The sequence below is a fragment of the Bacillus sp. GW823-FHT06A10 genome, assembly GCF_058795375.1.
Genome location: NZ_JBXAHT010000001.1, coordinates 1,718,228 through 1,736,009 on the forward strand (window position 1 = coordinate 1,718,228; position 17,782 = coordinate 1,736,009).

Sequence of the window (17,782 nt, forward strand, 5' to 3'; positions counted from 1 at the left end):
TGTTGTTGTAGAACAATGTAGGAATTTTTTTGTGCATTAGTACAGAATCTGTTTTAAAATTAAGTTATGACAGAATTATAGCAATTGTCTAACTAATATTCTTGTCTTTTAAGTTGTTATGTTTGTAGTAGAAACTCGCACGCTGTCGAAACTCAATATTCGATAAGGGGTGTGTAGCGGAATGGAATTTACTCTAACTCGCGAAAAACAAATGATTAAAGAAATGGTACGTGACTTTGCTGAAAAGGAAATCGCACCGAAAGCTGTATATTATGACAAAACTGCAGAGTTTCCATATGAAACATTTCAAAAAATGGGCGAACTAGGATTACTAGGCATCCCATTCCCAGAAGAGTATGGAGGTTCAGGTGGCGATACAGTATCGTATGCTTTAGCAGTTGAAGAAATTGGTCGCGCTTGTGGTGGCACCGGTTTAAGCTATGCTGCAACAATTTCATTAGGTGCTTCTCCAATTTATTATTTCGGTACAGAAGAACAAAAACAAAAGTATTTAGTTCCAATGGCGTCAGGTAAAACATTAGGTGCCTTCGGATTAACGGAGCCGAATGCTGGATCAGATGCAGGTGGTACTCAAACGAAAGCGGTATTAGATGGTGATGAGTATGTAATCAGTGGTGAGAAGTGTTGGATTACAAACGCAGAGTATGCAAATACAATTATTGTAACCGCTGTCAACGGTATTGAAGAGAATGGTAGAAAACGTATTTCTGCATTTATCGTGCCTACTACGAGTGAAGGATTAACGATTTCAAGTCCTTACGATAAGATGGGTGTTCGCGCTTCTAATACTTGTGAAATTGTACTTGATGGTGTTCGTGTACCGAAAGAAAATATTCTTGGTGATGTAAATAAAGGCTTTAAACAATTTTTATATACACTTGATGGAGGGCGTATTTCAATCGCTGCATTGGCAGTTGGTATTGCGCAATCAGCCTTTGAACGTGCATTACAATATGCGAAAGAACGTCAACAATTTGGAAAGTCAATCTCTAATTTCCAAGCGATTCAATTTAAATTAGCTGATATGGCGACTGAAGTAGAGCTAGCACGCAATTTAGTACATAAAGCAGCTTGGTTAAAAGATAACGATAAACCTTTCGGCAAAGAAGCGGCAATGGCAAAACTATTTGCATCGGAAGCAGCAAGCCGTATTGCGAATCAAGCAGTACAGATTCATGGTGGATATGGTTATATGCGTGAATATGAAGTTGAACGACATATTCGTGATGCGAAACTATTAGAAATTGGTGAAGGAACTTCTGAAATTCAACGTCTCGTAATTGCTAGACATTTAGGATGTAGATAAAAGGGAGGAATCACTATGTTTCAAAAAATATTAATTGCGAATCGCGGGGAAATTGCTGTTCGTATTATGAAAACTTGTCAAAAACTTGGCATACGCACTGTTGCTATTTATTCTGAAGCAGATGAAAATGCCCTTCATGTGAAGATGGCAAATGAAGCTTACTTAGTAGGTGGACCGCGTGTTCAAGAAAGTTATTTAAACCTTGAAAAAATTATTGAAATAGCTAAGAAGACAAATGCAGAAGCGATTCATCCGGGTTATGGTTTATTATCAGAGAATCCGTCTTTTCCGGTTCGTTGCAAAGAAGAAGGAATCGTATTTATCGGTCCTTCAGCAGAAATCATTACGAAGATGGGAAGTAAAATCGAATCACGTATCGCAATGCAAGCAGCAGATGTCCCAGTAGTCCCAGGTATTACTACAAATATTGAAACTGCTGAAGAAGCAATTGAAATTGCAAAACAAATTGGTTATCCCTTAATGCTTAAGGCATCCGCAGGCGGCGGAGGCATTGGTATGCAGTTGATGGAAACTGAGCAAACGCTCACCAAAGCGTTTGAAAGTAATAAAACAAGAGCGCAAAACTTCTTTGGTAACGGAGAAATGTATTTAGAGCGATATATAGCAGATGCGCATCATATTGAAATTCAGCTTTTAGCAGATACACATGGTAACACAGTGTATTTATGGGAGCGTGAATGTTCGGTACAGCGCCGAAATCAAAAAGTAATCGAAGAAGCACCTTCACCATTTTTAGATGAAGGTACACGAAAGGCGATGGGAGAAGTTGCTGTACAAGCTGCCAAAGCACTTGGCTATACAAATGCAGGTACAGTTGAGTTTCTTGTAGATGATCAGAAGAACTTCTATTTCTTAGAGATGAATACGAGATTACAAGTAGAGCATCCAGTGACAGAAGAAATTACGGGATTAGACCTTGTAGAACAGCAACTCCTTATCGCAAGTGGAGAGAAACTATCATTTACTCAGGATGATGTAAAACGTAGTGGTCATGCCATTGAAGCTCGTATTTATGCAGAGGATCCGAAAACATTCTTCCCATCACCTGGGAAAATTACAGATTTAACATTACCGTCAAATGTACGGATTGATCACTTCTTAGAAAATCATGTAACGATTACACCTTTCTATGATCCAATGATTGCGAAAGTCATTGCACATGGCGAGACTCGTGAAGAAGCAATTTCGAAATTACATGATGCTCTAGAAGAATTAAAAGTAGAAGGTATTAAAACGAACACGCCAATGCTACTGCAAGTTTTGGAAGACGAAGTGTTCAAAGAGGGTATTTATACAACGGGGTTTGTAACGAAACAACTCGTTAAAAAATAAGATTTAACAATATTAAGGGGGAAAAAATGATGACGAAAGTATACGCATCGATGGCAGGAAACGTTTGGAAGATTGTTGTAGGAGTAGGAGATACAGTAGAGGAAGAGCAGGATGTCGTCATTTTGGAATCTATGAAAATGGAAATTCCAATCATTTCAGAAGAAGCTGGCACAGTTATGAAAATTAATGTGCAAGAAGGCGATTTTGTAAATGAAGGAGATGTATTATTAGAAATTGAATAGGGAGATATAGGGGGAAGCGAATTGAAACTACCTAATTTTGCTGTCATTAAAGAAGTCGGGCCACGTGATGGCTTACAAAATGAAAAAAAGATTGTTGGCACAAAAGATAAAGTAAAATGGATTCAACTACTTACAGAAGCAGGATTGTCGTATGTTGAAGTTTCCTCATTCGTTCACCCAAAATGGGTCCCTGCATTAGCAGATGCAAATGATGTATTTTCTGAGCTGAAAAGGGACCCAAATGTTACATATGCTGCGCTTGTTCCGAATCAAAATGGTTTGGAACGAGCTTTTTTGCAAAATGTAGATGAGGTGAATGTTTTTTTATCAGCAAGTGAATCTCATAATAAAAGTAATATTAATAAATCGATTAAAGAAGCATTAGTTGTAATTGAAGATATAACAAAACAGGCATTATTCGAAGGGAAAAAGGTAAGAGGCTATGTTTCTACTGTATTTGGATGTCCTTATGAAGGGGATATAAGTGTCACAGCAGTTGACGAATTATGTAATCAACTATTTTCATACGGCATTTATGAAGTTTCTCTTGGGGATACAATCGGTGTAGCGAATCCATTACAAGTAGAACAAGTATTAGAACATCTATTAAAGAAGTATGATGCTTCGCAGTTTGCAATGCATTTTCATAATACGTATGGAATGGCTCTAGCGAATGTAGTTAAATCATTAGAATACGGTATTAAAACGTTTGATAGTTCTTGTGGTGGACTCGGGGGCTGCCCTTATGCACCAGGAGCATCAGGTAATGTTGCTACTGATGACCTAGTACATATGCTCCATAAGTTAGGAGTCCAAACGAATATTGATGAAGAGAAGTTATTGAGAGCAAGTCAATTTATTCAAAGTAAATTAAATATCCAATTACCGAGTCATGTGTATAGAGCGCTTCAACATAAAACGATAAGTAGGTGAGAAGATGCTACAATTACAAAACATTTCAGTTGATTATGTAACACCTCACGTTGTAAAGATTTCGTTATATCGTGAAAGACAAGCAAACTCATTATCTTTAGCATTATTAGATGAATTACAAACTATATTAACTCAAATAAGTGAAGATTCAAACGTGCGTGTAGTTATTTTGACTGGTGCTGGTGAAAAAGCATTTTGTGCTGGTGCAGATTTAAAAGAGCGTGCCGATATGAACGAAGAACAAGTTCGCCATGCTGTTAGTATGATTCGCACTACTATGGAGATGGTTGAACAATTACCACAGCCAGTTATTGCTGCTATAAATGGAATTGCACTTGGTGGTGGTACGGAATTAAGTTTAGCTTGTGATTTTAGAATTGCTGCTGAATCTGCAAGTCTTGGTCTTACTGAAACGACACTTGCAATTATACCAGGAGCAGGTGGTACACAGCGCTTACCGAGATTAATTGGTGTTGGTAGAGCGAAAGAATTAATTTATACAGGTAGACGTATTTCAGCGCAAGAAGCAAAAGAATACGGTTTAGTAGAATTTGTTGTACCAGCTAATTTACTTGAAGAGAAAGCGATTGAAATAGCAGAGAAAATTGCTAGTAATGGACCGATTGCTGTTCGATTAGCAAAAGAGGCAATTTCAAATGGTATTCAAGTTGATTTACATACCGGATTACAAATGGAAAAACAAGCGTATGAAGGTGTAATCCATACGAAAGATCGAATAGAAGGATTACAGGCATTCAAAGAAAAACGCAAACCGATGTATAAGGGGGAGTAAATATGTTAGACCAAAAACAACAATCTAATTCATTTGAAGAACGAGTTGAAACAATTAAACAAGGCGGGGCACCGAAATATCATGAGCAAAATAAAGCAAAAGGAAAATTATTTGTTCGAGATCGTTTAGCGCTTCTATTTGATAATGGCGAATATGTAGAAGATGCATTATTTGCTAACTGTGAACAAACAGGCTTACCTGCGGATGGCGTTGTAACGGCAACGGGTAAAATACATGGTCGTACTGCGTGTGTAATGGCCAATGATTCTACTGTAAAAGCTGGATCATGGGGATCACGCACAGTTGAAAAGATTTTACGTATTCAAGAAACAGCTGAAAAACTACGTGTTCCGTTATTTTATTTAGTCGACTCTGCTGGAGCACGTATTACAGATCAAGTAGAAATGTTCCCAGGGCGCCGCGGTGCAGGAAGAATCTTCTATAATCAAGTGAAGTTATCAGGTAAAGTTCCTCAAGTATGCTTGTTATTTGGACCTTCTGCAGCTGGTGGTGCGTATATTCCAGCCTTTTGTGACGTTGTAATGATGGTAGAAGGAAATGCATCTATGTATTTAGGATCTCCTCGTATGGCTGAGATGGTTATCGGTGAGAAGGTAACTTTAGAAGAGATGGGCGGAGCTCGTATGCATTGCTCTGTATCAGGATGCGGAGATGTTTTATGTAAGACAGAAGAAGATGCGATTACACAAGCAAGGCAATACATTTCATATTTTCCAAATAACTACTTAGAAAAGACTCCATTGGTTACACCCCAAGAACCGAAACAATTCGATAAAACGTTAGAACAAATCATTCCAGAAAATCAAAATGCTCCTTTCAATATGAAAGATCTCATTAATAGAGTTATTGATGAAGGTTCATTCTATGAAGTAAAAAAATTATTTGCTCAAGAGCTAATTACAGGCTTAGCACGTATTGATGGTAAGCCAGTTGGTATTATTGCAAATCAGCCGCGTATGAAGGGCGGCGTATTATTCCATGATTCAGCTGATAAAGCTGCTAAGTTTATTAATTTATGCGACGCATATCATATTCCATTATTATTCCTTGCGGATGTACCAGGATTTATGATCGGTACAAAAGTAGAGCGTGCTGGTATTATTCGCCACGGTGCAAAAATGATTTCTGCAATGAGTGAAGCAACTGTACCGAAGATTTCTATCGTTGTTCGTAAAGCATATGGTGCTGGTTTATATGCGATGGCAGGTCCAGCATTTGAACCAGATTGCTGCCTGGCATTACCGACAGCCTCTATTGCGGTAATGGGTCCAGAAGCTGCGGTCAATGCTGTATATGCAAATAAAATTGCAGCTTTACCAGAAGAAGAGCGTGCTAGCTTCATTGCTGAAAAACGTGAAGAGTATAAGAAAGATATTGATATTTATCATTTAGCATCAGAGATGGTGATTGATGGTATTGTTCATCCAAACAATTTACGTGAAGAGTTAAAAGGACGTTTCGAAATGTATATGAGTAAATATCAAGTATTCACGGATCGTAAACATCCTGTATATCCAGTTTAAAAGCCCTATTTAGGGCTTTCTTGCTCAAAAAGTTAAGGAGGGGAAAACATTGAAACAAGCAGTTTGGTTTCCAACAGAAGAGTACAAGGAAAAAACACGTTTATATAGTTGGATGAAATCATTGGGATATGAAGACTATGAAACTTTTTATAATAAATCTATTGAGGAAACAGCTTGGCTTTGGGGAGAGGCAGAAAAAGCAGTTGGCTATCAATGGATGAAACCTTATACAGAAGTGTTAGATTTAGAAAATGGTACACCGTTTGCACAGTGGTATAATGGCGGAACATGTAACGTTGTAGAATCAGCTTTATCCCGCTGGCTTGCGGATGAAGAGACAAGAATACAGCCAGCACTTCAGTACGAAGGAGAAAATGGAACTTCAAAATCATTTACATATGAAGAGCTTGATAACTGGGTAAGCCGTGTTGCCAATGGTTTGAAACACGCGGGTATTGAAAAAGGTGACCGTGTAACAATTTATATGCCGATGATTCCAGAAACAGTTGTTGCGATGCTAGCTGTAATGAAAATTGGAGCAATTATTTCACCAATATTCTCAGGCTTTGCGTCTGATGCAGTTATGACACGTGTGCAAGCGGCAGGTTCAAAAATGATTATTACCGCAGATGGATTTTCACGCCGCGGTAAAATTGTTTCTTTAAAAGATGAAGTAGATAAAGCTTGTGAACATTGCCCAACTGTTGAAAAAGTTGTTATCGTTCGTCATGCAGGAAATGATTTTATACCACATAACTATGACTTTTCGTGGAATACGCTAGAAAAAGAAAAACCATTCATACATGCCGAGGAAATGCAAAGTGATGATCCATTAATGCTCATTTATACATCAGGAACGACTGGTAAGCCGAAAGGAACAGTACACACGCATGCAGGATTTCCTTTGAAAGCAGCTTTTGATGCAGGATTTGGAATGAATATTAAACAAGGTGATCGTGTATTATGGGTAACTGATATGGGCTGGATGATGGGGCCGTTTCTATTATTCGGTTCACTCATTAATGGAGCAACGATGGTTATGTACGAAGGTGTTCCAGACTTCCCAGAAGCAGACCGGTTATGGGAGACAGTTGATAAATATGAAATTACTCATCTAGGTATTTCGCCAACGTTAATCCGAGCATTAATGGCAAAAGGTGATGAGTATGTCAATAAACATTCTTTAAAGAGTTTGGAAGTATTCGCATCAACAGGAGAACCTTGGAATCCTGATCCATGGATGTGGCTGTTTGAAACAGTTGGAAAAGGAAATGTTCCAATCTGTAACTACTCAGGTGGAACTGAAATCTCTGGTGGGATTTTCGGCAATGTTCTTATTAAGCCAATCGCACCGATTAGTTTTAACGCATCTTTACCAGGAATGGCAGCTGTCGTACTGGATGATCAAGGTAAACCAATTCGAGATGAAGTCGGAGAATTATGCTTAGAGAAACCTTGGGTAGGTATGACGAAAAGCTTCTGGGAAGATGATGAACGTTACGTGAACACATATTGGTCACGTTTTGAAAATAAATGGGTCCACGGTGACTGGGTCATTTACGATGGTGAACAATATATCATCACAGGGCGTTCAGACGATACGTTAAATATTGCAGGTAAACGTATTGGACCTGCTGAATATGAATCTATTCTTGTGAAACATAACGATGTAATCGAAGCTGCTGCAATTGGTGTACCTGACGAAGTAAAAGGTGAAGTTTGTCATTGTTTTGTAGTGTTAAGAGACCATGTAACATTCACAGGGGAATTAAAGAAAGAATTAATGAGTTTAGTAAACTCTCATATTGGAAAAGCGTTGTGTCCTAAAGACATCCACGTTGTAGAAGATTTACCGAAAACACGTAATTCTAAAGTAATGCGCCGTGTTATTAAAGCAGCTTACTTAGGAAAAGAATTAGGTGATTTGTCTTCACTTGTAAATCCTGAAGTAGTTCCGTTTATTCAGGGGTTACAGTCTAGTAAATTATAAAATTAGAAAGGATCTCTATATAAATAGAGATCCTTTTTTATGTTTATAAAAAGAGAAGAAGTGAAGTTGATGAAGAAGAAAAATTCTACTATTGGTGTTAAGTATGTTTTTTGTTTTAATCAAAATACGATATTATGGAATGTCTATTCAATGGAGAAATACTAATTTACAACAACAAGGTGATGACAAAGCGCGACTGCTTATATGCCGGTTTAAACCTTTATATATTACATCCTAGTATTTATCTCGCTATTTGCCGGGCAGTAATGCCCCCACCTAAAAATTCAGCGAAAGCAAGGAAGTAGGTGAGGGATCAACTTTCCGGAAAAGCCTGATTGATTCCAAAAGACATATTTTTTTCTTTACGTTGACATTAAAAACATTACCAATTTTTTCTTTTACAATGGCAACAAATAAAGAAACATTTACAACGACACTTATTTCGTTTAGAACTCCAATCATCATCATGATGACACTTTTCTTTAGATTTCCACCAATCATCATTACAATGTTTTTCCTGAGAACTCCAATCGTCATCACAATGACACTTTTCTTTAGATTTCCACCAATCATCATTACAATGCTTTTTCTGAGAACTCCAATCATCATCACAATGATGCTTTTCTTTAGATTTCCACCAATCATCACAACAATGCTTTTTCTGAGAACTCCAGCAATCATTTTTCCAGGACATTTATTTCTACCTCCTTTCAATAGTGTTCATATTATTCTATGTTTTAATAAAAAAATGGCTTGTTTATTAACCTACTATTTTATCTTTATATGATAGAGTGTCTTCTACTCGATATAGAATTCATACAAACTATGCTAATTTTTAAGAGAAAGTGGAGAGAACTACTACTAGTTATGGTATTTTTCAATAAACATTTATTGAAGAAAATGTTCTGATTACAAATAATATCTTATTTTTGAGTACGCTTTTTAAATGTATATTTCACAATGAAAAATGGGAAATCCACAAATAAAGTCTATGTATATGTGAGTTAATGGGAAAATCTAGTGTGTTTTTAAGGGGCGTCTTATTAAAAGAAAAAGATTTGTTTTAGAAAGTGGTGTCTAAACATTAAATGGAGTAGGACTAAATTCACGGCCGCTCATTAAACAAGATTTTAATTAGGAGAAGTCTGTTTTTATAATGAATAATGAAAAGAAGGTTTGGTACAATTGTTTGTTTTTTTCTTTTTATGTGTTTGCCTCGTACCCTTTTAAGCTAGTGGACATACTTTACTAATAGAAAGGATTAGGGGGTGAGGTATTGGGTTCTCGATTTAATAATTGTAAAAAGAAGTGTACATGTAAACAAGATGATTGTTGGGAAGTATTCGAAGAGTGTAAAAAAGAACAGCATGAGAAATGTGATAATTCTTGTGTACAAGGAATTAGAGATGAACTTAAGAAATTAATTAATCGAACAGTTCAAATTAATACAGAGGGACGTACTTATGTAGGTACTGTTTCGTCTGTAAGTTGTGATGTAGTTAGGCTTGCGGCTATTCCTGGATCGGTTGGAGTAATTATTTCCATTTGTAAAATTGAAGCAATTTTCCCACCTGTTACAACGGTTACTGCTGACTTTGATTTTAATGGTATTGATGTAGCAAACAAGGCATAATTATGCTGCTTTTTTGTAAAGCCATTCACATGAATGGCTTTATTTTAATTTCATATAAAAGGAGAATATATTCTTTATATAGAAATAAGTTTGAGGTTATAAAGTATGATGTACGAAAGGAGCATGGAAGTGATTAAACTAAAAACCTTTAAAAAATCTGATTTTAAACAATTAATAAATTGGATTAATTCCGAAGAATTTCTAATACAATGGTCAGGAAATGCATTCACATTCCCTTTAGACGAACAGCAATTAGAGAAGTATATAGAAAGTGCAAATACACTCGCTTTCAAAGTGGTAGATGAAGAGACTTCAGACGTTATTGGTCATATTTCGCTTGGGCAAATAGATAATATTAATAAGTCCGCTAGAATTGGAAAAGTATTAGTTGGTAATACGAAGATGAGGGGACGTTCTATAGGAAAACATATGATGAAAGCAGTACTTCATATTGCTTTTGACGAATTAAAACTACATAGAGTAACTCTTGGTGTGTATGATTTTAATATATCGGCCATTTCATGTTACGAAAAAATAGGGTTTGTAAAAGAAGGCTTATTAAGAGAGTCAAAAAGAGTAGGAGAAACGTATTGGAATTTATGGGAAATGAGTATGTTAGAATATGAATGGAAGAAGTAGCAACGATAGTAATTTATAATTATATTATGTTAACAAAAGGGGCTTGGTGGGTATAGTGAATAATAAAACAAAAATAATTTCAATTGCAGCTGTTTCGGGGGAGAGCTAGTATGTTAAAACTGACAAAGAAACCATTTTTGAAAAAGGCCCACCTGCATTGTTTCTGAGGAATAAGAGGGTGAGCCCTAATTAAACGAAACTGAATGAATCTGTAAAAATTGTAACTAAAGTATGCATCAACAAGGTATTAAAAGGGATGAATAGTAACCTTTATAGATTATTCCATATATAGCAAAACTGGTTAGCTTCTGATTTAAGCGCTACTAAATGATTATTATTAATAGAGTTATTCGTATACATTCTGTTCTTTTGGATGTTAAGTACCGTATAATTCACATCGTTTCGTTCATTTGAAAATGTTGATTCATTTAATAGTGTAAGTGTCGAGTTAATGTTGTACTTATCAATTCGCTCTTTTTTTCCTTTGAAAAACAGTTTGATAAGATGTGGCTCATTATTAATGAATAAGCCAAGTTCAGGTGATGAACGGACGATTAAATCATCTGATTTCCAATGTGATTTACCTGGATCAAACCAAGAGATGTCTTTATTTTTAATGAATTTTTTGTATTGCTTTATGACATCAATGTAGTTTTGTTTTTTTTTCTGATCAACCGTTTGTACTAATGTTTCGAAATATTCAAAAGATAGTTTGTTTTGATGAAATTTAATAACAGTTTCTCGTAATTGTTTCCAGTAATCAAAAGCTGGTTGATATTCAGGTTGGGATTTTAGATTTTTTATAAAGGTTGTTTTAGCTGTACTACCTTTCAGTGTGAAGTCTAAAAATTGTGTAAGCCCTACTTTAATTTCTGTCATATTATATCCCCTTCCAAACATTATTCATTTAATAATAGACGAAAAATCCGACATTTTTAAAGAAATGAGCTAGATGCTAGAAAATCCAATATCCATGCACAATAGATACGGGAAAGCCAATCCGTAAGTATAAATGATGGACCATTCAATTGAAGATAAATTAGGTAATAGGATTTTACCAGGTGATAGGTTATTAATATAATCAGATAGTGAGCTGATTTTAAAAGATAACAATATAGATTATTTAGCTTGGATTTGAGAAAAAAAGTACATGGAAATAAAGAGGGATATAGGGAAATGGGCCCTCATCAAAAAATATAAGTTGGTATCAGTATACCGTAGAGAATGAGTGTATAGAACATACAAGTAAAAGTATTGGCAAGCACACTTAAAATAAGCCGTATAAAAAGTTAATCATTGTGTGCATATAGCGTCAGCGAAATAAATAGTGTGAAGGAGAGCTATCTTAACAAGTGTTTCATGTAACGTTCATATACTTTAATTTTATTATTAATCAAACTTGAATATTATAGAAACGGATAATGAGGTATGGGTGGTGCTCTTTTTTATTGAATAAAATGGGTTGATTTTTCGGATTTTCATTACAATATAACAAATAAAATTTAAATTTTATTTGTTGTTAAGAAAAGGTGAGAAGAAAATAAAAAAAGAGGGCTAATGCCCTCTTTTCTTATTAATTTGGTAATTAATCACAGATTGGTATCCCAAGCACTCTTAGAGCTAATGCTACTTGAAGGGAAATCTCTAATCTAGCAATTTCAATACCAGCTACTGAAAGAACTAAAAAAGGTTGTCCGTTTACAAATACAACGCAACTATCCATAGTTAAACCTCCTTTCTAGTAATCTACTATAGTATATGAATAGAACTTTAAAGTGTAATAGTTCAATTGTTGGATTTAATAGAATTAATAGATTAACCCATTTAAACTAAACAAACGAATACAACGAAAGGAAACAGAGATGGATGTATGCCTCAAAAAACATAGGTTTTAAGACATGTAATCGTACATGAAATCCATCATATTGGTCAGCTATCTATATGGGCGAGGGAGTTAAACTTGCAACCAGTTTCAGCAAATTTGATTGGACGAGGATGATAGAATTAAAAACCGACTTGCATCTCAAGCGCAAGTCGGTTTTTATATATAAGAAGATTTCTTAATTGAAATCCTCGGATTTTTTCTGACGTATATGTAAAAACATTAAGGTGGTAATGATTAAGAAAATCATTATAGTTTGTATAATTAAGTTTTTAAACTGAAGCAATATTGTCCAAGATGTAAGGGTGTCTTTAAAAGCTTGGAGTGCAGAGTACGAGGAAGGATCAAAACCATACTGTAGCAACTTTTTTGTTTCAATAAATGAGATGTTTTCTTCATCTGCATCTAATATTACTGAAATTAGTCTAGTATCTCCTAGTTTTGCTGTACTGACAAAACTATAATTACCGTTAGTTGAAAAACTAGTTTGTAAGCCATCAACACCTTGAAGTTTAATGTTTTCATTAAGGGAATATATCATTTTATTCGTATTGAAAACCTGGGAATCTTTGAAGGTAAATTGGTAAGAGGTTAGTTTCGTAATATTCAATACATCTGGAAAATCTTTTACTAATCGTGCAGCTAGTTTAGCTGCGTCTATTGCTGTTGTAGTTGATTGTTTATTTGTATCATGATTAATTCCAGTAGAGTTTAGAAATGGAGATGGTTGTAATAACTGTAGTTCTTTTGCTTTTTTATTCATTAATATTGTAAAGTTATCTTCATTTCCAGCAATGTGTTCTGCTAGAGCGAGTGCAGAACGATTATTCCCTGCCAGTAGCAATGCATGAAGTAAATCACGAACCGTTGTTTTATCATTCGATGTTACTTGTATAGGGCTTGTTTCTACTCGGAAAACTTCGTTACTTATTTGTACGAAGTCATCTAACTGTATTTTTCTATCATTTAGTTGTTCCAATACGATATATTCCGTCATTAATTTAGATAAAGTAGCTGATTGTACTGGGGTGTCTTCATTTTTTTTATAAACAATTTCACCTGAATTAGCATTTATTAAAATAGCTGATTTAGCTTGAATAATCGGACCATTTACATAAAGATAAAAATATAAAACGATAAGTGCAGTAATGAAAAAAGATAATAATAAAATAGCGAATTTTTTTAAGAATTGCATAAGTGATCCTCCTATTATGACATCAATAATAGTATTGTAAAAAGGAATGCTTAATTAGGAAGAAAGAAAAGGTAAAGAATTTCTAAAGAATTATAAAGGATTATTAAATTTAGGGAAATAATAGAAAAAGTTCAATTTCTTATATGATAAGAAATTGAACTTTTTCTTTGTAATATTAACATTTGTATGGAAGTAGTTTTACAGTGAATGTTGTTTTTTCGTCATCACTATATACTTCAATTGTTCCTTTATGCAACTCGACTATACTTTTTGCAATTGCTAATCCAAGTCCAGATCCACCAGTGTTTGTAGAGCGAGATTTCTCAACGCGGTAAAAACGTTCAAAAATATGAGGTAAATCCGTACTAGGAATAGGTTGTCCGTAATTTGTTATATCAATTGTAATCATATTATTGCTTTCATAAGCAGTAAGGTCAATATAGCGACCTTCGCTTCCATAAGCGATAGCGTTTATAATAAGATTTTCAAACACACGCACTAATTTGTCACCATCAGCTAATACCATAAGCTTTTGAGACGGGAAAGAAGGCCGACATTCTATATTAGCTTCTTGAACCTGTATGCGGAATTGAACAGTTAATTGTCCAAGTAACTCTACAATATCAATAGGAACAGAATACAAGCTTAATTCTTTATTTTGAACACGTGTATATTCGAACAAGTCATTCATTAATGCATTAAGACGAGTTACTTTATCGTAAATGACTTGAATATAGTATCGCAATTCCACTTCATCTCTATAATTATCATGATGGATTAAATTTACGTATCCAACTATAGAAGTAAGGGGGGTGCGTAAGTCATGTGATACATTTGTAATAAGTTCACTTTTTGCTTGTTCCGCTTGTCTTTCTTCATCAATGGAGACTTTTAATTGTTCAACAATTTCATTGACCCCGATTGCTAATTCTTCTAGATAATTATGATTTACAATAGAAACTTTATGATTGAAGTTTCCATTTGCAATATAACGAATTTCTTCTATCATTTTTTTTATACAAGTTTCATAATAAAGTTTTTTCTCGTGACGATAAAAAATGTAAAGATAGGATGAAAAAATAGAAAATAAAAACAAATAAGATACAATCATGATCCATAAAGACTCTTTAATCCCTTTATACTTTTCATAACCAAAAATTCGAATGAATTCTTTACCGAGTTCAGTTAGAGTAAGTGAACTCTCAATTACACTCGTAACGAGGCGATAAATAATTAGTTCAGTAATAGGAGTGAGTGTGATAGCTAATAAAAGCCAAAAAATAAGTTTCCATTTAGGAATATCTTTTAATATATCAAATGCTTCATTTCTCAATTTTATAGCCAACTCCCCAAACAGTATGAATCAATTTTTCTCCATTCATTACTGTTTCAAGTTTATCTCGTAAGTTGCTAATATGGACCATTACCGTCTTATTTGAACCATAACCATCTTCATTCCAAACGCGTTCGAAAATTTCTTCTGAACTAAATACTCTTCCTGTATTACTCGCAAGTAAATATAAAATATCGAATTCAATAGAGGTTAGTTTAATATACTCTCCATTTACTTTAACTGTATGATTATGTTTGTGTATTTCAACAGAGCGAATACGAATAATACCATCTTCATTCTTTTGCGAAGTAGCATTTTGGAAAGCGGATCTTCGTAATAAAGCTTTCACTCTAGCTACTAATTCTAATGGATTGAATGGTTTGATCATATAATCATCGGCACCTGTCATAAGGCCTAATATTTTATCCATATCTTCTGCTTTTGCACTAAGCATTAGAATTGGTACAGTATTATTTTCACGTACTTCCTGACAAACTTCTAATCCGTTTCGTTTTGGCATCATAATATCCAAAATCATAAGGTCAACTTCATATGTAGAAACCTTTTGCAATGCTTCATCGCCATCATAAGCTTTATAAATGTTATAGCCTTCATTTCGCAAATAAACAGCAAGTAATTCAACAATTTCTTTATCATCATCAATAATTAATATGTTTTTATTCATTGTGTAGTTCCTTTCCTTACAAATCATCAACATTACTATAATATCAAACATTTATGTACTTGTAGCGATGATTTTGTATAAAATTTCATGTAACGTATTAAAAAGGAGTAAAAAGATTAATATCGAATATAAAATAAAAAGGATATTTAGATTCTACATTATAATGTAAGTTAGTTATAAGGGGGATTTTCTATGTTATATAGTGATATATATTCATTTACTCCAACTGGAAAAATAGAAAATGATATTAAAGCCTTTCTACTAAAATATAATAAAGAGTTTACATATAAACATTCAATTCGTGTGGCAAATGAGGCAAAAAAGATTGCAGAAAAGTTTCACGTAGATAAAGAAAAAGCAGCAATTGCAGGATATTTACATGATATTAGTGGCATTTTTCCGAACGAGGAGAGGATTGCAGTTGCTGAAGAGTTTGGGGTAGAGATAGTGGAAGCAGAAAAAAAGTTTCCTATGATTATTCATCAAAAATTATCGAGAGTAATCGCAAAAGAAATATTTAAAGTAGAAAATGAAGAAATTTTAAATGCAATTTGTTGCCATACAACGTTGCGTAAACATGCAACGAAGATGGATTTAGTATTATTTGTTGCAGATAAAATAGAATGGGATCAAAACGGGACACCACCATATTTAATAGAAATAAAAAAAGGATTGGAAAAATCTTTGGAAAAAGCAGCTTTTGTATATATTTCATATTTGTGGGAAAGGAAAGATACATTGAAAGTTATACATCCGTGGCTAGAAGAAGCATACTGGGATTTAAAAGGAATTTTACAGTAGAAAGGACAAGGAAATGCAATTAAAAGAATATATGAATCAAACATTTCCAGGAGTTACATTAGGACCCTACTTATATTCTCAGTGGGGAAATCATTTACATTTTGATTTCGGAAAAGATAAATATCAAATTGTAGAAGGAACCGACGATTTAAATATGGAATACTTTTCTCAACTATATACATATAATAAATTCTTATTTGAAGACATATTTTCAAAAGAAGATGTAGTGTTTGTAGTGACAAATGTTTATAGATTTAAAAAGGAAAACATAAAAACTCCACAGAAAATAAATGTATACAATAAATATATTAAGAAAAGAGATTTAAGATTTCATATAAGATAAGAAACGTTACCGTTTCTATTTGAAGATGAAGAAGCAGATTTATATTGTACATATCATTTTTCTTTAAAATGTCTTGCGGAAGATATTAAGTATGAATTGCTTATACAAGCTGCTAATCACGAGGATTTCTCTGCTCTGTATCCTCGATTTGGACGAAAAAAAGAAATTTCTTATCCAGATGTATTTCTCATAAATGCAACGAAAGATATTGTCATGTTTATGTGTGATGATAGAGGATGTAAAGTAATTGCGAAGAATAAAGAAATAATACGAGATTTATATAAGAAATACAAAGAATGGATTCCAGATTATGAACGAGAAAGTATAGATAACTTATTTAAATGACAATAGGGGAAGTGAAGCGTGTAATGAAACGTATTGCAATAGTATCTGCATGGGAACCAGAACTGACGTATTTGCATCAACATTATCCGAGTGAACGTGTTGAAAAAAGAGCAGCTTGGGAATTTCATTTTCATACTATTAATGAGCTGGAAATTATATCAGTTGTTACTGGTGTTGGTAAAGTAAGCTGCGCTAGTTGTGTACAATTGTTAATTAGTGAGTTTCAGCCAGATGAGTTGTTTATGACAGGAATATGCGGAAGTTTATCAAACAAGGTGAAAAACGGTCATATTGTAGTGGCACTAAACGCAATACAACACGATGTTACTGCAGCTGGCTCAGGGGAAGATGTTTTTAATTTATATAACGGTAGAACAGCACCTATTGAAACAACAAAATCACTTGTAAAAAGAATAAAAAAAATACGATCATATGATCCAATACATTTCGGTACATTTTTATCCGGAGATCAACGTATTCGTAGTTCAGAAATGAGATATTTACTCCATACCGTATATGGAGCATTGGCAGTTGATCAAGAAGTAGCAGCTTTCGCCTATGTATGCCAAATAAATAAAAAACCATTTCTATGTTTAAAAGCTGCTTCAGATCAAGCAAATGATAAAACGAAAGAAGAACAAAAAATCTTTAAAATGCTAGCATGCGAAAGAGCATGTGAGCATTTAATTGCTTTTTTGCGTGTTTATGAGATTAATGTAGTAAATAATAGATAGTTTGTTATAA

The 17,782-nt window shown here is 34.1% G+C and carries 17 protein-coding genes and 2 pseudogenes; 13 read left to right on the top strand and 6 right to left on the bottom strand.

Features of this window, described 5'->3' with window-relative positions; translation table 11 throughout:
• Positions 1-181 precede the first annotated feature (181 nt).
• From AC1Q8M_RS08650 to AC1Q8M_RS08680, 7 genes are read left to right on the top strand one after another with little or no spacing between them, the layout of a single operon-like run.
• Complete coding sequence (locus AC1Q8M_RS08650; RefSeq protein ID WP_000397279.1) at positions 182-1,327, top strand: acyl-CoA dehydrogenase; 1,146 nt, start codon at positions 182-184, stop codon at positions 1,325-1,327.
• A gap of 15 nt (positions 1,328-1,342) precedes the next feature.
• Positions 1,343-2,680: an acetyl-CoA carboxylase biotin carboxylase subunit gene (locus AC1Q8M_RS08655; RefSeq protein ID WP_086422377.1), complete on the top strand. Its 1,338-nt coding sequence runs from the start codon at positions 1,343-1,345 to the stop codon at positions 2,678-2,680.
• Positions 2,681-2,706: 26 nt separating this feature from the next.
• The gene (locus AC1Q8M_RS08660; protein WP_001987345.1) at positions 2,707-2,922 is read left to right on the top strand and encodes an acetyl-CoA carboxylase biotin carboxyl carrier protein subunit; all 216 of its coding nucleotides are present in this window, start codon (positions 2,707-2,709) and stop codon (positions 2,920-2,922) included.
• A gap of 21 nt (positions 2,923-2,943) precedes the next feature.
• Entirely contained in the window at positions 2,944-3,855 is a 912-nt protein-coding gene (gene mvaB, locus AC1Q8M_RS08665; protein ID WP_000775435.1) for a hydroxymethylglutaryl-CoA lyase, read from the top strand.
• A 4-nt stretch (positions 3,856-3,859) separates the two neighbouring features.
• Positions 3,860-4,648, top strand: a complete 789-nt coding sequence (locus tag AC1Q8M_RS08670; RefSeq protein ID WP_000939814.1) for an enoyl-CoA hydratase — start codon at positions 3,860-3,862, stop codon at positions 4,646-4,648.
• A gap of 2 nt (positions 4,649-4,650) precedes the next feature.
• Positions 4,651-6,192 carry an acyl-CoA carboxylase subunit beta gene (locus AC1Q8M_RS08675; RefSeq protein WP_000886744.1) on the top strand — a complete coding sequence of 514 codons (1,542 nt, stop codon included), beginning with the start codon at positions 4,651-4,653 and terminating at the stop codon, positions 6,190-6,192.
• Between the two features lie 49 nt (positions 6,193-6,241).
• The gene (locus tag AC1Q8M_RS08680) at positions 6,242-8,182 is read left to right on the top strand and encodes an AMP-binding protein (RefSeq protein WP_065228864.1); all 1,941 of its coding nucleotides are present in this window, start codon (positions 6,242-6,244) and stop codon (positions 8,180-8,182) included.
• 276 nt (positions 8,183-8,458) lie between these two features.
• Here AC1Q8M_RS08680 and AC1Q8M_RS08685 read toward each other — a convergent pair whose 3' ends face one another.
• Positions 8,459-8,896 (bottom strand): hypothetical protein, encoded by a 438-nt coding sequence (locus tag AC1Q8M_RS08685; protein WP_218012775.1) that lies wholly within the window; start codon positions 8,894-8,896, stop codon positions 8,459-8,461.
• 562 nt (positions 8,897-9,458) lie between these two features.
• Between AC1Q8M_RS08685 and AC1Q8M_RS08690 the strand changes: the two genes are divergently transcribed.
• Together AC1Q8M_RS08690 and AC1Q8M_RS08695 are read left to right on the top strand one after the other, a co-directional pair.
• The gene (locus tag AC1Q8M_RS08690; protein ID WP_000535577.1) at positions 9,459-9,815 is read left to right on the top strand and encodes a hypothetical protein; all 357 of its coding nucleotides are present in this window, start codon (positions 9,459-9,461) and stop codon (positions 9,813-9,815) included.
• A gap of 105 nt (positions 9,816-9,920) precedes the next feature.
• A complete protein-coding gene (locus AC1Q8M_RS08695; protein WP_000990089.1) occupies positions 9,921-10,454 on the top strand; it encodes a GNAT family N-acetyltransferase in 534 nt (177 codons plus the stop codon).
• A gap of 270 nt (positions 10,455-10,724) precedes the next feature.
• Here the strand turns inward: AC1Q8M_RS08695 and AC1Q8M_RS08700 are convergent, their stop codons facing one another.
• Both AC1Q8M_RS08700 and AC1Q8M_RS08705 read right to left on the bottom strand, forming a co-directional pair.
• Positions 10,725-11,333, bottom strand: a complete 609-nt coding sequence (locus AC1Q8M_RS08700) for a hypothetical protein (RefSeq protein ID WP_000136053.1) — start codon at positions 11,331-11,333, stop codon at positions 10,725-10,727.
• Positions 11,334-12,039: 706 nt separating this feature from the next.
• On the bottom strand, positions 12,040-12,177 hold the full coding sequence (locus AC1Q8M_RS08705) for a DUF3956 domain-containing protein (protein WP_000376554.1): 138 nt from the start codon (positions 12,175-12,177) through the stop codon (positions 12,040-12,042).
• A gap of 165 nt (positions 12,178-12,342) precedes the next feature.
• Here AC1Q8M_RS08705 and AC1Q8M_RS08710 point away from each other — a divergent pair.
• A pseudogene (locus AC1Q8M_RS08710) lies at positions 12,343-12,453 on the top strand (DinB family protein); the annotation flags it as partial.
• A gap of 61 nt (positions 12,454-12,514) precedes the next feature.
• Here AC1Q8M_RS08710 and AC1Q8M_RS08715 read toward each other — a convergent pair.
• From AC1Q8M_RS08715 to AC1Q8M_RS08725, 3 genes are all read right to left on the bottom strand, one after another.
• On the bottom strand, positions 12,515-13,531 hold the full coding sequence (locus tag AC1Q8M_RS08715; protein ID WP_098366200.1) for a D-alanyl-D-alanine carboxypeptidase family protein: 1,017 nt from the start codon (positions 13,529-13,531) through the stop codon (positions 12,515-12,517).
• Positions 13,532-13,706: 175 nt separating this feature from the next.
• The gene (locus tag AC1Q8M_RS08720) at positions 13,707-14,864 is read right to left on the bottom strand and encodes a sensor histidine kinase (protein ID WP_098400626.1); all 1,158 of its coding nucleotides are present in this window, start codon (positions 14,862-14,864) and stop codon (positions 13,707-13,709) included.
• The gene (locus tag AC1Q8M_RS08725) at positions 14,854-15,549 is read right to left on the bottom strand and encodes a response regulator transcription factor (RefSeq protein WP_098366213.1); all 696 of its coding nucleotides are present in this window, start codon (positions 15,547-15,549) and stop codon (positions 14,854-14,856) included. The genes AC1Q8M_RS08720 and AC1Q8M_RS08725 overlap by 11 nt, the downstream gene beginning before the upstream one ends.
• Before the next feature lie 192 nt (positions 15,550-15,741).
• On the opposite strand from AC1Q8M_RS08725, the gene yqeK reads away from it, so the two are divergent.
• From yqeK to mtnN, 3 genes and pseudogenes are all read left to right on the top strand, one after another.
• The gene (yqeK, locus tag AC1Q8M_RS08730; protein ID WP_097996858.1) at positions 15,742-16,350 is read left to right on the top strand and encodes a bis(5'-nucleosyl)-tetraphosphatase (symmetrical) YqeK; all 609 of its coding nucleotides are present in this window, start codon (positions 15,742-15,744) and stop codon (positions 16,348-16,350) included.
• Between the two features lie 13 nt (positions 16,351-16,363).
• Positions 16,364-17,038, top strand: a pseudogene (locus tag AC1Q8M_RS08735) (DUF3885 domain-containing protein).
• On the top strand, positions 17,035-17,772 hold the full coding sequence (gene mtnN / locus AC1Q8M_RS08740; protein ID WP_141533131.1) for a 5'-methylthioadenosine/S-adenosylhomocysteine nucleosidase: 738 nt from the start codon (positions 17,035-17,037) through the stop codon (positions 17,770-17,772). Before AC1Q8M_RS08735 ends, mtnN begins: the two are co-directional and overlap by 4 nt.
• Positions 17,773-17,782: the final 10 nt, after the last annotated feature.

What these genes read in the sequence shown, in the direction of transcription:
- AC1Q8M_RS08650 (WP_000397279.1), top strand. Translation starts at nt 182, where the DNA reads ATGGAATTTACTCTAACTCGCGAAAAACAAATGATTAAAGAAATGGTA.
- AC1Q8M_RS08655 (WP_086422377.1), top strand. Translation starts at nt 1,343, where the DNA reads ATGTTTCAAAAAATATTAATTGCGAATCGCGGGGAAATTGCTGTTCGT.
- AC1Q8M_RS08660 (WP_001987345.1), top strand. Translation starts at nt 2,707, where the DNA reads ATGATGACGAAAGTATACGCATCGATGGCAGGAAACGTTTGGAAGATT.
- AC1Q8M_RS08670 (WP_000939814.1), top strand. Translation starts at nt 3,860, where the DNA reads ATGCTACAATTACAAAACATTTCAGTTGATTATGTAACACCTCACGTT.
- AC1Q8M_RS08675 (WP_000886744.1), top strand. Translation starts at nt 4,651, where the DNA reads ATGTTAGACCAAAAACAACAATCTAATTCATTTGAAGAACGAGTTGAA.
- AC1Q8M_RS08695 (WP_000990089.1), top strand. Translation starts at nt 9,921, where the DNA reads ATGATGTACGAAAGGAGCATGGAAGTGATTAAACTAAAAACCTTTAAA.
- AC1Q8M_RS08700 (WP_000136053.1), bottom strand. Translation starts at nt 11,333, where the DNA reads ATGACAGAAATTAAAGTAGGGCTTACACAATTTTTAGACTTCACACTG.
- AC1Q8M_RS08705 (WP_000376554.1), bottom strand. Translation starts at nt 12,177, where the DNA reads ATGGATAGTTGCGTTGTATTTGTAAACGGACAACCTTTTTTAGTTCTT.
- AC1Q8M_RS08715 (WP_098366200.1), bottom strand. Translation starts at nt 13,531, where the DNA reads ATGCAATTCTTAAAAAAATTCGCTATTTTATTATTATCTTTTTTCATT.
- AC1Q8M_RS08725 (WP_098366213.1), bottom strand. Translation starts at nt 15,549, where the DNA reads ATGAATAAAAACATATTAATTATTGATGATGATAAAGAAATTGTTGAA.
- yqeK (WP_097996858.1), top strand. Translation starts at nt 15,742, where the DNA reads ATGTTATATAGTGATATATATTCATTTACTCCAACTGGAAAAATAGAA.
- mtnN (WP_141533131.1), top strand. Translation starts at nt 17,035, where the DNA reads ATGACAATAGGGGAAGTGAAGCGTGTAATGAAACGTATTGCAATAGTA.